11 protein-coding genes are annotated in these 13,188 nt (G+C 71.8%); 8 read left to right on the top strand and 3 right to left on the bottom strand.

Annotated features, from left to right (window positions below; translation table 11 throughout):
* Nucleotides 1-181 precede the first annotated feature (181 nt).
* From Q7A36_RS04090 to Q7A36_RS04075, 4 genes are all read left to right on the top strand, one after another.
* Nucleotides 182-1,948, top strand: a complete 1,767-nt coding sequence (locus Q7A36_RS04090) for a thiamine pyrophosphate-dependent enzyme (protein WP_305102385.1) — start codon at nucleotides 182-184, stop codon at nucleotides 1,946-1,948.
* A gap of 116 nt (nucleotides 1,949-2,064) precedes the next feature.
* Nucleotides 2,065-2,829, top strand: a complete 765-nt coding sequence (allE, locus tag Q7A36_RS04085) for a (S)-ureidoglycine aminohydrolase (RefSeq protein ID WP_305102384.1) — start codon at nucleotides 2,065-2,067, stop codon at nucleotides 2,827-2,829.
* A 2-nt stretch (nucleotides 2,830-2,831) separates the two neighbouring features.
* Nucleotides 2,832-3,716 (top strand): fatty acid desaturase, encoded by an 885-nt coding sequence (locus Q7A36_RS04080; protein ID WP_305102383.1) that lies wholly within the window; start codon nucleotides 2,832-2,834, stop codon nucleotides 3,714-3,716.
* Nucleotides 3,713-4,726 carry an alpha/beta fold hydrolase gene (locus tag Q7A36_RS04075; RefSeq protein ID WP_305102382.1) on the top strand — a complete coding sequence of 338 codons (1,014 nt, stop codon included), beginning with the start codon at nucleotides 3,713-3,715 and terminating at the stop codon, nucleotides 4,724-4,726. Before Q7A36_RS04080 ends, Q7A36_RS04075 begins: the two co-directional genes overlap by 4 nt.
* Here the strand turns inward: Q7A36_RS04075 and Q7A36_RS04070 are convergent, their stop codons facing one another.
* Nucleotides 4,727-6,664 carry a PAS domain-containing protein gene (locus tag Q7A36_RS04070; RefSeq protein ID WP_305102381.1) on the bottom strand — a complete coding sequence of 646 codons (1,938 nt, stop codon included), beginning with the start codon at nucleotides 6,662-6,664 and terminating at the stop codon, nucleotides 4,727-4,729. It abuts the gene before it with no gap.
* 80 nt (nucleotides 6,665-6,744) lie between these two features.
* Nucleotides 6,745-7,080, bottom strand: a complete 336-nt coding sequence (locus tag Q7A36_RS04065) for a response regulator (RefSeq protein WP_305102380.1) — start codon at nucleotides 7,078-7,080, stop codon at nucleotides 6,745-6,747.
* A 188-nt stretch (nucleotides 7,081-7,268) separates the two neighbouring features.
* Between Q7A36_RS04065 and Q7A36_RS04060 the strand changes: the two genes are divergently transcribed.
* Genes Q7A36_RS04060 through Q7A36_RS04050 form a run of 3 tightly spaced genes read left to right on the top strand, consistent with a single transcriptional unit; the run spans nucleotide 7,269 to nucleotide 10,120 of the window.
* Complete coding sequence (locus Q7A36_RS04060; RefSeq protein ID WP_305102379.1) at nucleotides 7,269-8,501, top strand: NAD(P)/FAD-dependent oxidoreductase; 1,233 nt, start codon at nucleotides 7,269-7,271, stop codon at nucleotides 8,499-8,501.
* Between the two features lie 25 nt (nucleotides 8,502-8,526).
* A complete protein-coding gene (locus Q7A36_RS04055) occupies nucleotides 8,527-8,847 on the top strand; it encodes a 2Fe-2S iron-sulfur cluster-binding protein (protein WP_305102378.1) in 321 nt (106 codons plus the stop codon).
* Between the two features lie 19 nt (nucleotides 8,848-8,866).
* Nucleotides 8,867-10,120 (top strand): cytochrome P450, encoded by a 1,254-nt coding sequence (locus Q7A36_RS04050; RefSeq protein ID WP_305102377.1) that lies wholly within the window; start codon nucleotides 8,867-8,869, stop codon nucleotides 10,118-10,120.
* Here Q7A36_RS04050 and Q7A36_RS04045 read toward each other — a convergent pair whose 3' ends face one another.
* The gene (locus Q7A36_RS04045; RefSeq protein WP_305102376.1) at nucleotides 10,121-10,729 is read right to left on the bottom strand and encodes a TetR/AcrR family transcriptional regulator; all 609 of its coding nucleotides are present in this window, start codon (nucleotides 10,727-10,729) and stop codon (nucleotides 10,121-10,123) included. It abuts the gene before it with no gap.
* 86 nt (nucleotides 10,730-10,815) lie between these two features.
* Here Q7A36_RS04045 and Q7A36_RS04040 point away from each other — a divergent pair, with 86 nt between their 5' ends.
* On the top strand, nucleotides 10,816-13,149 hold the full coding sequence (locus tag Q7A36_RS04040) for a xanthine dehydrogenase family protein molybdopterin-binding subunit (protein ID WP_305102375.1): 2,334 nt from the start codon (nucleotides 10,816-10,818) through the stop codon (nucleotides 13,147-13,149).
* The last annotated feature ends 39 nt before the right edge of the window (nucleotides 13,150-13,188 follow it).

Here is a 13,188-nt window from a genome sequence, read left to right as displayed (position 1 = left end):
GGGCGGGGCCCTTTCGGCAGGGGTACGGGCCGGCGCGGCGATCCTCGGGCCCGGCTCTTCCGGCCGGGTGGCGGCACGCTAGGGCCCGGCCGGGCGGCCGGCAAGCCGGGACGTTCCACGCCTGCCGCCGCATCCGCCACGGTTCGCCGGCGTTCGCCCCGGAACAACGGGAGCCCGATGCATGCCGAACGCCAGCGAGATCGTCATCGACACGCTGCACGCCTGGGGCGTGGACACCATCTTCGGCCTGGCCGGGGATGGCATCAACGGCGTGGTGGAGGCGCTCAGGACCCGCCAAGACCGCATCCGCTTCGTCCCCGTCCGGCATGAGGAAAGCGCCGCCTTCATGGCCGCCGCCTATGCCAAGTGGACGGGGAGGATCGGCTGCTGCTTCGCCACGACGGGTCCGGGCGGGCTGCACCTACTGAACGGCCTCTACGACGCCAAGCTGGACCTGGCGCCGGTGGTGGCGCTGACCGGCCTGCCCTATCACGACCTCGCCGAGACCTTCACCCAGCAGGACGTGCCGCTGGACCGCGTCTTCGCCGATGTCGCGGTCTACAACGCCCGCGTCATGGGCGCCCAGCATGCGGCGATGGTGACCAGCCTCGCCTGCCGCAGCGCCCTCGCCCGGCACGGCGTCGCCCATCTCGCGCTGGCGACCGACGTGCAGGAGGAAGAGGCGGAGGAGGACAAGCCCTCCCCGCGCGGCAAGGCGCAGCAGACCGCGCCGCGCTGGCAGGACGGGCTCTGCCTGCCCGATGCCGGGGAGGTCGGGCGCGCGGCGGAGATCCTGAACGGCGCGCGTCGCGTCGCCATCCTCGCCGGCCGCGGCGCGCTGGAGGCGCGGGCGGAGCTGGAGCAGACCGCGCAGATGCTGGGCGCGCCGGTGGCGAAGGCGCTGCTCGGCAAGGCGGTGCTGCCCGACGACCACCCCTACACCACTGGCGGCATCGGCTATTACGGCACCTTCGGTACCCATGCCGTCATGGCGCAATGCGACGCTCTGCTGATCGTCGGCTCCACCTTCCCCTATGCCGAGTACTACCCGAAGCCGGGCCAGGCCCGCGTCGTGCAGATCGACCGCGACCCGCAGCGGATCGGGCTGCGCCAGCCGGCGGAGGCCGGGCTGGTCGGCGATGCCCGCGCGGCGCTCGAGATGCTGAATGCGCAGCTCCGCCGCAAGGAGGACCGCGGGTTCCTGGAGATGGCGCAGGCCGAGACGCGGCGCTGGTACGACACCATCCGCGCCGCCGAGACCAGCGAGCGGCTGCCGATGAACCCCTCCGTCCCCGTTGCGGAGTTCGGCCGGCGCCTGCCGCCGGATGCGGTGGTGGTGGCCGACAGCGGGCACCACACGGGCCTGGTCGCGCGCCACATCCGCCTGCAGCCGGGCCATGATTTCGGCGTCTCCGGCCTGCTCGCCTCCATGGCCTGCGCCATTCCCTATGCGGTCGCGGCCGGCTGCGCCTTCCCGGGCCGGCCGATCTTCGGCGTCATCGGCGATGGCGGGCTGTCCATGCAACTCGGCGAGTTCGCCACCGCGGTCGAGATGCGGCTGCCGCTCAAGCTGCTGGTGCTGCGCAACGGCACGCTCGGCCAGATCAAGTGGGAGCAGATGCTGTTCCTGGGCAATCCGGACCATGGCGTGACGGTGCCGGGCATCGACTTCGCCAAGGCCGCGGAGGCCATGGGCGCGCGCGGCTTCACCATCGAGCGGCCGGAGGAGGCCGGGCGGGTGCTGGAGGAGGCGCTGGCCGCACCTGGCCCCGCCCTCATCCAGGCCATCGTGGATGGCAACGAACCGCTGCTGCCCGCCGTGGTGTCCGACGCCTATGCCGCGCATCTGAAGCAGGCGCTGGACAAGGGCGGGCGGGATGCGGCGGCGATCCGGGAGGCGCTGGCGCGCGAGCCCGCCCTCAGCATGATGGCCGGCCACACGGTCTGACCGGGCCCCCGCGGCCGCCCCTGGCATCGCGGCTCCATTCGTGGAATGGAGGCGCGGCGCCGGGCGGCCCCGTTCTTGCTGGACCGCCGCGGCGCGCCCCTTGCCCGGAGCCACCCATGCCCGCCTTCGTCCCGCCCGGCGTCATCGGCCACAACCGCAGCCTCGTCACTCGCAACTACGCCGTGCTGCCGCCGGACGGCATGTTCCCGAGCCTGCTGCCGGGCCTGAAGGATGCCCAGGTCTTCTACCAGGCGACGCCGCTGATGGGCGCCCGCTTCGCGCAAGGCAGGCTGGAGGTCTTCCCCGGTGGCGGCACGCGCGGCACCCGCGACGACGGGCTGGAGCACTTCCTCTACGTCCTCGCCGGCACCCTGACCGTGACGGCTGGCGGCACGGAGAGCCTGGCGCCCGGCGGCTTCGCCTATGTCCCGGCCGGCACCGGCTTCGGCTTCGTCAACAAGGGTGCGGGGCCGGTCAGCGCCGTCTGGATCAAGCGCCGCTACGTCCCGGCGCAGGGCTTCGATGCGCCGGGGGTCCGCTTCGGCAGCCGCGACGCGACGCCGCGCACGACCGTCGATGACAGCGGCCGCTGGCGGCAATACCTGCTCGGCACCGCCGACATGACCATGGATTTCGAGATGAACGTCATGGGCTTCTCGCCCGGCTCGCATTTCCATTGCGTCGAGACGCATGTCTTCGAGCACGGGCTGGTCATGCTGGAAGGCCAGGGGCTGCAACTGCTGGATCGCGACTGGCACGAGCTGTGGACGGGCGACTTCGTCTGGCTGGGCAGCTTCGTGCCGCAGCAGTTCTACTGCACGGGCTGGGGCGACGCTGCCTACCTTCTCTACAAGGACGTCAATCGCGACGTGGAGGTCTGACGATGGAGGCACCATCCGCCACCGAGATGAAGGGGCTCGCCGGGCGCAGCGATACCGAAGGCTGGCGCCAATTGGCGATCCACGCCGCGCTGCTGCTGGCGACCGGGACGCTGGTCGCCCTCGCGCCGGGCTGGTGGGTGGTGCCTGCCATGCTGCTGCTCGGCATCGTGCAGGCGGCGCTCTTCGCGCCCTTCCACGAGACCAGCCACTACACCGCCTTCGCCAGCCGGCGGGCGAATGCCGCGATCGGCTGGCTGTCCGGCCTGCCCGCGCTTTATAATTGGCATTTCTACCAGCTCTACCACACCGCGCATCACCGCTTCACCCAGGACCCGGAGCGCGACCCGGAACTGGCGACGCCGCCGCCGACGACCCTGGACGGCTACCTGCTGCGCGTGCTGTCCATCCCCTATTGGCGCTTCCGCCTGACGGTGCTGGCGGCCGGGCTGCGCTGCGACCTCTCGGCCTATCCCTATATCGGCGAGGCGCAGGCGCCGCGCGTCATCCGCAGCATCCGGGCGGAGGTCGCGGTGATGGCGGGCGGCGCGCTGGTCTCGGCCGCGCTCTTCGGCTGGGCGACGCCCTTCCTGTTCTGGGTCCTGCCGCAGCTCATGGCCCAGCCGCTGCTGCGCCTCTACCTGCTGGCGGAGCACACCGGCTGCAGCACGGACCGCAACGGGCTGACCAATACGCGGACCGTGCTGACCTCGCCGCTCATCCGCCTGCTGATGTGGAACATGCCCTACCATGCCGAGCACCACCTCTACCCCTTCATCCCCTTCCATCGCCTGGGCGATGCGCACCGGGTGCTGAAGGAGAGGCTGGGCTACCTGCAGCCGGGCTATGCCCGGTTCCACCGCGACTACATCCGGACGCTGCGCGCATGAGCTGGGCACAGCAGGAGGGCGTCCTCGCCCTCGGCGACCTGCCGCTGCACAAGGGCGGCGTGCTGCCGGATGCGAAGCTCGCCTGGAAGACGCACGGCACGCTGAACGCGGCGCGGGACAATGCCGTGCTCTACCCGACCAGCTACGGGGCGCAGCACCCGGACCTGGAATGGCTGATCGGGCCCGACGGCATCCTCGACCCGACCCGCTGGTTCATCGTCCAGCCCAACATGTTCACCAACGGGCTGTCCTCCTCGCCGTCCAATACCGCGCCCTGGCCGGCGCTGGTCACGGCCTGGGACAACGTGGCTGCGCAGCGGCGCCTGCTGCGGGAGGTCTTCGGGATCGAGCGGCTGCACGCCGTCTATGGCTGGTCCATGGGCGCGCAGCAGGCCTATCACTGGGCGGCGGCCCATCCGGCGGAGGTCGCGCGCATCGTCGTCAATTGCGGCAGCGCCCGCACCGCCGTGCACAACCGCGTCTTCCTCGCCGGCCTGATGGCGGCGCTGGAGGCGGCGCCGGAATACGACGGCACGGCGCTCTTCTCGGCGCAGCCGCAGAAGGCGCTGCGCGCCTTCGGCCGCATCTATGCCGGCTGGGCGCTGAGCCAGGATTTCTACCGCGCCGGCCTGCACCTCTCGGCGCTCGGCGCGCCGGACCTCGAGACCTTCCTGGTGCGGGACTGGGAGCAGCGCTTCGCCCGCCGCCCCGCCGCCGACCTGCTGGCGCAGCTCCGCACCTGGGATGCCGGCGACATCAGCGACCATCCGCGCTACGGCGGCGACCTGGCGAAGGCGCTGTCGGCGATCGAGGCGCGGGTGCTGCTGATGCCGGGCGAGACGGACCTCTATTTCCGCGTCGCCGACAACGAGGCCGAGCTGCCGCACCTCAGGCATGGCCGCCTTGCCCCGATCCCGAGCATCTGGGGCCACCGCGCCGGCAATCCGCAGCCCAACCCGCCGGATGCGGCGTTCGTCAAGGCGGCGGTGCGGGCGCTGCTCGAGAGCTGATCAGTGGGCGAGCCGCTCCAGCGGCACCTCCAGGCGGAGCGTCAGCCCCTCCCGCGCCCAGTCATGCGCGACGGTGCCGCCGAGCTGGGTGATGGCGCCCCGCTCGGCCAGCACCGTGCCGAAGCCGCGGCGCTGCGGCGGCCCCTCCACCGGCGGGCCGCCGCGCTCCTGCCAGGTCAGCGCGAAATTGCCGTCGCGGCGTTCGCCGGCGATGGTGACGCGGCCCTCGGTCGCCGCCAGCGCGCCGTATTTGGCGGCATTCGTCGCCAGCTCGTGCACGATCAGGGCAAGGGAGGTCGCGGCCTTGACCCCGATCGGCGCGTCGTCGCCCCCTAGCCGCACGCGCTCCGCCCCGGCTTCCTCATAGGGCGCCAGCAGCGTGCCCAGCAGCCCGTGCAGGGTCGTCTCGATCGCCACCGGCCGCGATTCGGGGCTGTGCGGCCGGACATATTCATGCGCCGCGGCCAGCGCGTTCAGCCGCCGCCGGAACACGCCGGCGAAGCTGCGCACCTCGGCCGGCGCACCCGCGGCGGAGATCGAGACCATCCCGCCCACCACGGTGAAGATGTTCTTGATGCGGTGCGAGAGCTCCCGCGCCAGCAATTCCTTGCCTTCCTCGGCCTGCTTGCGCTCGGTGATGTCCATCACCACGCCGGGGAAGCGCGTGGGCCGGCCGGTCGCGTCATGCTCGCAACGGCCGCGGGCATTCACCCAGCGGATCGTGCCGTCGCGCAGCAGCACGCGGTACTCGGCCTCGAAGACGCCGTCATGCTCGCCGGCCAGCGCGCGGTTGATCGCCACCTCGGTCGCCGGCAGGTCCTCGGGGTGGATCGCCGGCAGCAGCATCTCGATCGGCAGGCCCTCCGCCACCGCCTCCGGCGCCACGGAAAACAGCCGGGCATAGCCGGAATCGGCGGTGATACGGTTCGTGCCGACATCCCAGACCCAGGTCCCCACCATCTCGGCCGCGCCGAGCGCCAGGCGCAGCCGCTCCTCGCTGCTCCGCAGCCGCTCCTCGGTCTGCTTCTGCTCCTCGATATCGGTGCAGGTGCCGAACCAGCGGACGATGCGCCCGCCGGCATCGCGCACCGCCAGGGCGCGGCCCAGCGTCCAGCGATAGACGCCGTCGGCGCGCCGCAGCCGGTACTCGACCTCATAGGGCTCGCCGGTCGCCAGCGAGTGCCGCCAACGGATCCAGGCGCGCTCCTGGTCCTCCGGGTGGAACATGCCGTTCCAGCCCTCGCCGTCGGTCGAGCCGTCGGGCACGCCGGTGAACTCGTACCAGCGGCGGTTGTAGTAGTCGTGGTATCCGTCCGGCTGGGTCGCCCAGACCATCTGCGGCATGGAATCGGCCAGGACGCGGAACTGCCGCTCGCTCTCGGCCAGGCGCGCCGCATCCTCCTCCCGCGCCTTCAGCGCGCGGCGAAGCTCGAGCTGCGACATCACCTGCCGCGCCAGCACCTGCAGCGCGAAGCCCTGCTGCGCCGTCAGCCCTTCCGGCCGCGGGACGTAATCGAGCACGCAGAGCGTCCCGAGCGGCAGGCCCTCCGCGGTCTCCAGCAGCGCGCCCGCATAGAAGCGGAGATGCGGGGAGCCGCAGACCAGCGGATTGCCGGCGAAGCGCGGGTCCTCCGCGGTGTCCGGGACGACGAAGAGGCCCGGCCGCAGGATCGCATGCGCACAGATCGAGACCTCGAGCGGCGTCTGCCGCACGCCGATCCCGAGTTCCGCCTTGAAGAACTGCCGGTCCCCGGCGACGAGGGAGACGAGCGCGACCGGCGCATCGCAGATCTGCGCCGCCAGGCGCACCACCTCGTCGAAGGCCCGTTCCGGCGGCGTGTCCAGGATGGCGTAGCTGTCGAGCGCGGCAAGACGCGCCCTTTCGTCCCAGACCGGTCTGGTCCGGCCTTGCCCTGCCTCGAAGCCGGCCGGTGTCATATCGGTGTCTTTCCTTCCGGCCCCTGCATCGGTCCTGTCGGGCCCGGCATCACGCCAGGTGGCCACCCCCGCCCCCATCTTCAGCCCCTGGTGGCCAACCTGGCCAGGAACGTTCGCTCGATATCCTCGGGATCATAGGGTTTCGGCAGGAAGGGCACCTGCCGCAGCGGCGGCGGCACCTCCTCCCGCTTCGCGCCCGAGACGAAGGCGAAGGGGGTACCCTGCGCGGCCAGCAGGCTTGCGACCTCGAAGGTCTTGCCATCCGTCACGTCGATGTCGAGGAAGGCCGCGTCGAAGGAGGCACGGCCGAGGGCCCGTCGGGCATCGTTGACGGAATGCGCCACCGCAACCTCGGCGTCTGCCGCCGCGGTCACGATCGCCTCCAGGTCGAGCGCCACCAGGGGATCGTCTTCCACGATCAGTACACGCCGTCGCTGCATCGCTCGCCTTGTTGCAGTCCCAATGGGGTTCGATCCGCGACAACGCCGGCGGCAACCGGAGGTTCGCGGGTGCAGCGGAACGTGACCGCGGCCCGAGCCCATTCTTGACGCCTGTGTCACCTTCGGTGTGTCATTCCCCCAAATCGGGAGGAGGCACCAGGGGCGTGAGCGAATACCAGCCACGCATCGTCATCGCGGGGGCGGGCCATGCCGGCGGCTCGGCCGCGGCCTTCCTGCGGCAATATGGCTGGAAGGGCGACATCACCCTGGTGGGGGAGGAGCCGAACCCGCCCTACCAGCGCCCGCCGCTCTCCAAGGCCTGGCTGAAGGGCGAGGCGACGGCCGAGAGCCTGGCGCTGCGCCCGGCGCGCTTCTACGCCCAGCAGAGGATCGAGCTGCGCCTCGGCACCCGCGTCGCCGCGCTCGACCGCGCGGGCAGGCGCGTCACGCTCGCGGACGGGACGGCGCTGGACTACGACCGGCTGATCCTGGCGCTCGGGGCGCGGCCGCGGGCCCTGCCCCTGCCCGGGGCCGACCTCGCCGGCGTGCTCGCGCTACGCGGCACGGCCGATGCCGATTCGCTGCAGGCCGCGCTCAGGCCGGGCAGGCGCCTCGCGGTCATCGGCGGCGGCTATATCGGGCTCGAGGTCGCGGCCTCCGCCCGCGCCCTCGGCGCCGAGGCGGTGGTGATCGAGCGCGAGAGCCGGGTCCTGGCGCGCGTCGCGGGCCGGGCGCTGTCGGACTTCCTCGCCGCGCAGCATCGCGGGCACGGCGTCGAGATCATCACCGGCGCGCAGGTCCTCGGCATCGAAGGCGAGGGTGGCGCGGCCTGCGCGGTGCTGCTGGCCGACGGCACCCGCATCCCCTGCGACACGGTGCTGGTCGGCGTCGGCGCGGTGCCGAATGTCGAACTCGCCGAGGCGGCCGGCCTCGACTGCGCCAATGGCATCGTGGTCGACCTCGCGGCCCGCAGCAGCGACCCCTTCATCTACGCCATCGGCGACTGCACGCATCGACCCCTGCCGCTCTATGGCCGCACCGGGCGGCTGGAGAGCGTGCCGAATGCCATCGAGCAGGCGAAGCAGGCCGCGGCCGATATCTGCGGCCGCCCGCCGCCGCCGCCGGAGGTGCCCTGGTTCTGGTCGGACCAGTACGACCTGCGGCTGCAGATGGCGGGCCTCGCCTTCGACGCGCACGAAACGGTGGTGCGCGGCGGCACGGACGCGCCCGGCTTCGCGGTGTTCCACCTGGATGCCGGGCACCGGGTGCTGGCCGTGGAGGCGGTGAACGCCCCGGCCGAGTTCATGGCGGGCCGCATGCTGGTGGCGAAGCAGGCGCGCGTCGCGCCCGCGCTGCTCGGCGACCCCGCGCAGCCGCTCAAGGATCTCACCGCCTGAGGGGCGGGCAGCAAAGGGACAGGCCATGCCGACAGTCACCTATATCGAGCACGACGGCACCGAGCACCGGATCGAGCTGGAGGAAGGCCTCTCCGTCATGCGCGGCGCCGTCGACAACGGCGTGCCCGGCATCGATGCCGATTGCGGCGGCGAATGCGCCTGCGCCACCTGCCACGTCTTCGTGGAGGAGCCCTGGCTGGCGAAGACCGGCACGCCCTCCGAGCAGGAGGCGAGCATGCTGAGCTTCGCCGCGACGGCGCAGCCCAATTCCCGCCTCTCCTGCCAGATCACCATGACGCCGGAGCTCGACGGCCTGGTGGTCCGGTTGCCCGAAGCCCAGCACTGACAGGAGGGAGAGGAAGGCCATGAACGCGCCCGTCAGCCCCGATCCGGCCTCCGCGGCCTGGACCACGCCGCTCGACCAGTTGGACCCGAGCCACCCCGCGCTGTTCCAGACCCATGGCATGTGGCCGTATTTCGAACGGCTGCGGCGCGAGGCGCCGGTGCATTACAGCACCACCAGCCCCTTCTTCGGGCCCTACTGGTCGGTGACGACCTACAAGGACATCATGACGGTGGAGGTGAACCACAAGGTATTCTCCTCCGACAGCGGCTTCGGCGGCATCTCCATCCGGGACCGGCCGAAGGACCTGCGGCTGCCGATGTTCATCGCCATGGACCCGCCGCGGCACGACGAGCAGCGCAAGGTCGTGCAGCCCATCGTCGCCCCGGGCAACCTGGCGAAGCTCGAGGGCATCATCCGCGAGCGCGTCTGCCGCATCCTCGACGGCTTGCCGCGGGGCGAGACCTTCAACTGGGTCGAGCATGTCTCCATCGAGCTGACCGTGCAGATGCTGGCGACGCTGTTCGACTTCCCCTTCGAGGACCGGCGCAGGCTGTCCTTCTGGTCGGACTGCGCGACCATGCCGATCGAGGCCGGCGGCTACGTCACCTCGGAGGAGAAGCGCGAGGAGGTCTTCGCCGAGGTGCTCGCCTATTTCACCGAGCTCTGGAACCAGCGGGTGAATGCCGAGCCGCGGCCCGACCTGATCTCCATGATGGCGCATGGCGAGGCGACGCGGAACATGACCCCGCGCGAGTTCCTCGGCAACCTCATCCTGCTGATCGTCGGCGGCAACGACACCACGCGCAACTCGATCAGCGGCGGGCTGCTCTTCCTGAACCGGAATCCGGAGGAATACGCCAAGCTGCGCGCCAACCCGGCGCTGATCGAGAGCATGGTGCCGGAGATCATCCGCTACCAGACGCCGCTCGCGCATATGCGCCGCACGGCGGTCGAGGATTTCGAGCTGGGCGGGCAGCGGATCCGCGCCGGCGACAAGGTGGTGATGTGGTACATTTCCGGCAACCGCGACCCGGCCGCGATCGAGGATCCCGAGCGCTTCATCATCGACCGCAAGCGGCCCCGCCAGCACCTCTCCTTCGGCTTCGGCATCCATCGCTGCGTCGGCAACCGCCTGGCGGAGCTGCAATTGAAGATCCTGTGGGAGGAGATCCTGCGGCGCTTCCCGGTGATCGAGGTGGTGGGTGAGCCGAAGCGCGTCTATTCCTCCTTCGTGCACGGCATCACGGAGCTGCCGGTGCGCATCCCCGCCTGATCACGCCGTGCGGGCGGCCGCAGGCAGCCCGTGCAGGATCAGCCGCACCGCGATCCGCGCGGCGCCGTCCGGGTCGGGCGGCGTGCGGCGCAGCATCTGCTCCCCGACATAGCGGGCGATGCCGATGGCGCCGGCCGTGAGATAGGCCATGTCGGCCTGCGGGGCGAGGCGGTCGCCGAGGATGCGCGTCAGGCTCTCCCGCACCTCCTCGAAGACCGCGCGCTGCGCCGGCGTCGCGTCGATGCGCACATGCGGCAGCGCCGCGGCATGGCCGCCGTAATCCTCGACGAGGTAGCGGAAATAGGCGCCGATGACGCCGTCCAGCCAGCCCTCCAGGTCCGCCGCGCGCTCGCGTTCCGCCCGCAGCAGGGGCCGCAGCCGCTCCGCCGCATCGGCGGCCAGCGCGCGGGCGATCTCCTCCTTGGAACGGAAGTAGTTGTAGAAGGTGCCGGAGGCGAGGTTGGTGCGGCGGATGATGTCGCGCACGCTCGCCGCCTCGTAGCCCAGTTCGGCGAAGACCCGCCGCGCCGCGGCCAGGATCGCCTCCCGGTTCCGGGCCTTGGTCTGCGCGCGGCGTCCGGCCTCGGCAGTCTCGATCACTGCGGACATGCCGCCAGCCTCGCCCGCAGGAGACATGGTGGGCAAGGGGTTTCGGCGCGGTCTAGCATCCCCGGCGAAGCGAAGGGGGAAACGGCATGGACGGCATGGGCATCGGCGCCCCGGTGCGGCGGGTGGAGGACCGGCGTTTCCTGCGCGGCGCCGGCCGCTTCGTGGACGACATCCCTGCGCCGGGCGCGCTGCACCTGCATGTGTTGCGCTCGCCGCATGCGGCGGCGCGGATCCTGTCGCTCGACGCCGCGGCGGCGTGCGCCATGCCCGGCGTCCGGCTGGTGCTGACCGCCGCCGATCTCGACATCCCGGCGCGGCTGCGCTGCGTCACGCCGCGCCAGCGCCGGGACGGCTCGCCGCTGGTGCAGCCGGAATGGCGCGTGCTGCCCAGGGACATGGTGCGCTTCGTCGGCGACGTCGTCGCGGCGGTGGTGGCGGAGACGCCGGCGGAGGCGCAGGACGCGGCCGAGCGCATCGCCGTCGCCTACGAGCCCCTGCCCGCGGTGACCGACCTGGCCGAGGCCGTCCGGCCCGATGCGCCGCAGGTCTGGCCCGGCCTCGCCCCCGGCAACGAGTGCTTCCATTTCCGACTCGGCGATGTCGCCGCGGTCGAGGCCGCCTTCGCCCGCGCGGCGCATGTCGTCTCGCTGGACTACCGGATCAGCCGCGTCTCGGCGAACCCGCTCGAGCCGCGCAACGCCCTGGCCCTGCACGACCCCATCGAGGACCGCTACACCCTCTACACCGGCACGCAGTTGCCGCACGTCATGCGGAACGAGATCGCGGAATTCGCGCTCGGTGTGCCCAGCAACCGGCTGCGGCTGGTCTCGCCGGATGTGGGCGGCGGCTTCGGGATGAAGGAGAGCCCCTTCCCCGAGCATGTCCTCTGCCTGCTCGCGGCGCGGCGCCTCGGCCGGCCGGTGCGCTGGACCGCGACGCGGACGGAGAGCTTCCTCGGCGACAGCCATGCCCGCGACAACCTCTCGCGGGCCGAACTCGCCCTGGCCGCGGATGGCAGCTTCCTCGCGATGCGTGTGCGCACGCTCGCCAATCTCGGCGCCTATCTCGCCTGGCAGGGGCCGGTCTCCTCCACCAACAATGTCGGCGGCCTCGCCGGCGTCTACCGCACGCCGCATATCTGCACCGAGGTGACGGGGCTCTTCACCCATACCCAGCCGACCGCGCCCTATCGCGGCGCCGGGCGGCCGGAGGCGATCCATGCCATGGAGCGGCTGGTGGACCTCGCGGCCGAGCGGCTCGGCATGGACCGCGTCGCGCTCCGCCGCCGCAACATGATCGGGCCGGAGGAGATGCCCTTCCGCACCGGCCTCGACTATACCTATGACTGCGGCGACTTCCCGCGGAACCTGGAACTCGCGCTGGAGGCGGCGGACTGGGCCGGCTTCCCCGCCCGGCGCGCGCAGTCCGCGGCGCGCGGGATGCTGCGCGGCATCGGCATCGCCAATGCCATCGAGATCGCCGGCGGGCCGCATCGCAAGCCGCTGGAGGAAGGCGCCGAGATCCGCTTCGATTCCGGCGGCAGCGCGACGCTGCTGGTCGGCAGCCACAACCACGGCCAGGGGCACGAGACGGTCTTCCGGCAGATCGTCGCGACCAAGCTCGGCCTGGCGCCCGACCGGGTGCAGATCCGCTTCGGCGATACGGATAGCGTCGCGCATGGCCGCGGCACCATCGGCTCGCGCAGCATGATGGCCTGCGGTGCCGCGCTGGTCGGCGCGGCGGAGAAGGTGATCGCGCGCGGCCGGCAGATCGCGGCGCATCTGCTGGAGGCGGCGGAGGCGGACATCGAGTTCGAGGCCGGCCGCTTCCGCATCGCCGGCACCGACCGCGGCATCGACCTGGAGGCGGTGGCGCGGCAGAGCTACCTGCCCGGCGCGCTGCCGGACGGGGCGGAACTCGGCCTCGGCGCCGCGCTGGTGACCCGCCCGGGCGACGGCACCTTCCCCAATGGCTGCCACATCGCCGAGGTGGAGATCGACCCGGAGACGGGCGAGACGCGGCTGCTGGCCTATACCGTTGTGGACGACGTCGGCACGGTCATCAATCCGCTGCTGCTGAAGGGTCAGATCCATGGCGGCGTCGCGCAGGGCTTCGGCCAGGTCTTCGGCGAGGCGATCCTCTACCGCGACGGGCAGATCCTGACCGCGAGCTTCCAGGACTACCCGATGCCGCGCGCCGCCGATCTCTGCGCCATGCAGGTGACGAGCAACCCGGTGCCGACCAGGACCAACCCGCTCGGCGTCAAGGGGGCGGGGGAGGCCGGCACGGTCGGCGCCCTGCCGGCGCTGGTCGGCGCCGTTGTGGATGCGCTGCGGCCCTTCGGCGTCACGCATCTCGACATGCCGCTGACGCCGGAGCGGGTCTGGCAGGCGATCCGCGCCGCACGGCCGGGCGGCTAAGCAGGCTTTCGCGGGTTGGGCCGCACGAAGTGTGGCCCA

Origin of the sequence: Paracraurococcus lichenis, from assembly GCF_030657435.1 — a bacterium.
GTDB lineage: Bacteria > Pseudomonadota > Alphaproteobacteria > Acetobacterales > Acetobacteraceae > Paracraurococcus > Paracraurococcus lichenis.
This window is presented reverse-complemented; position numbering and strand designations above follow the sequence as displayed.

Excerpts from the sequence above, each read along its gene's own strand:
- Q7A36_RS04090 (WP_305102385.1), top strand. The coding sequence starts at position 182 with ATGCCGAACGCCAGCGAGATCGTCATCGACACGCTGCACGCCTGGGGC.
- allE (WP_305102384.1), top strand. The coding sequence starts at position 2,065 with ATGCCCGCCTTCGTCCCGCCCGGCGTCATCGGCCACAACCGCAGCCTC.
- Q7A36_RS04080 (WP_305102383.1), top strand. The coding sequence starts at position 2,832 with ATGGAGGCACCATCCGCCACCGAGATGAAGGGGCTCGCCGGGCGCAGC.
- Q7A36_RS04075 (WP_305102382.1), top strand. The coding sequence starts at position 3,713 with ATGAGCTGGGCACAGCAGGAGGGCGTCCTCGCCCTCGGCGACCTGCCG.
- Q7A36_RS04070 (WP_305102381.1), bottom strand. The coding sequence starts at position 6,664 with ATGACACCGGCCGGCTTCGAGGCAGGGCAAGGCCGGACCAGACCGGTC.
- Q7A36_RS04055 (WP_305102378.1), top strand. The coding sequence starts at position 8,527 with ATGCCGACAGTCACCTATATCGAGCACGACGGCACCGAGCACCGGATC.
- Q7A36_RS04050 (WP_305102377.1), top strand. The coding sequence starts at position 8,867 with ATGAACGCGCCCGTCAGCCCCGATCCGGCCTCCGCGGCCTGGACCACG.
- Q7A36_RS04045 (WP_305102376.1), bottom strand. The coding sequence starts at position 10,729 with ATGTCCGCAGTGATCGAGACTGCCGAGGCCGGACGCCGCGCGCAGACC.
- Q7A36_RS04040 (WP_305102375.1), top strand. The coding sequence starts at position 10,816 with ATGGACGGCATGGGCATCGGCGCCCCGGTGCGGCGGGTGGAGGACCGG.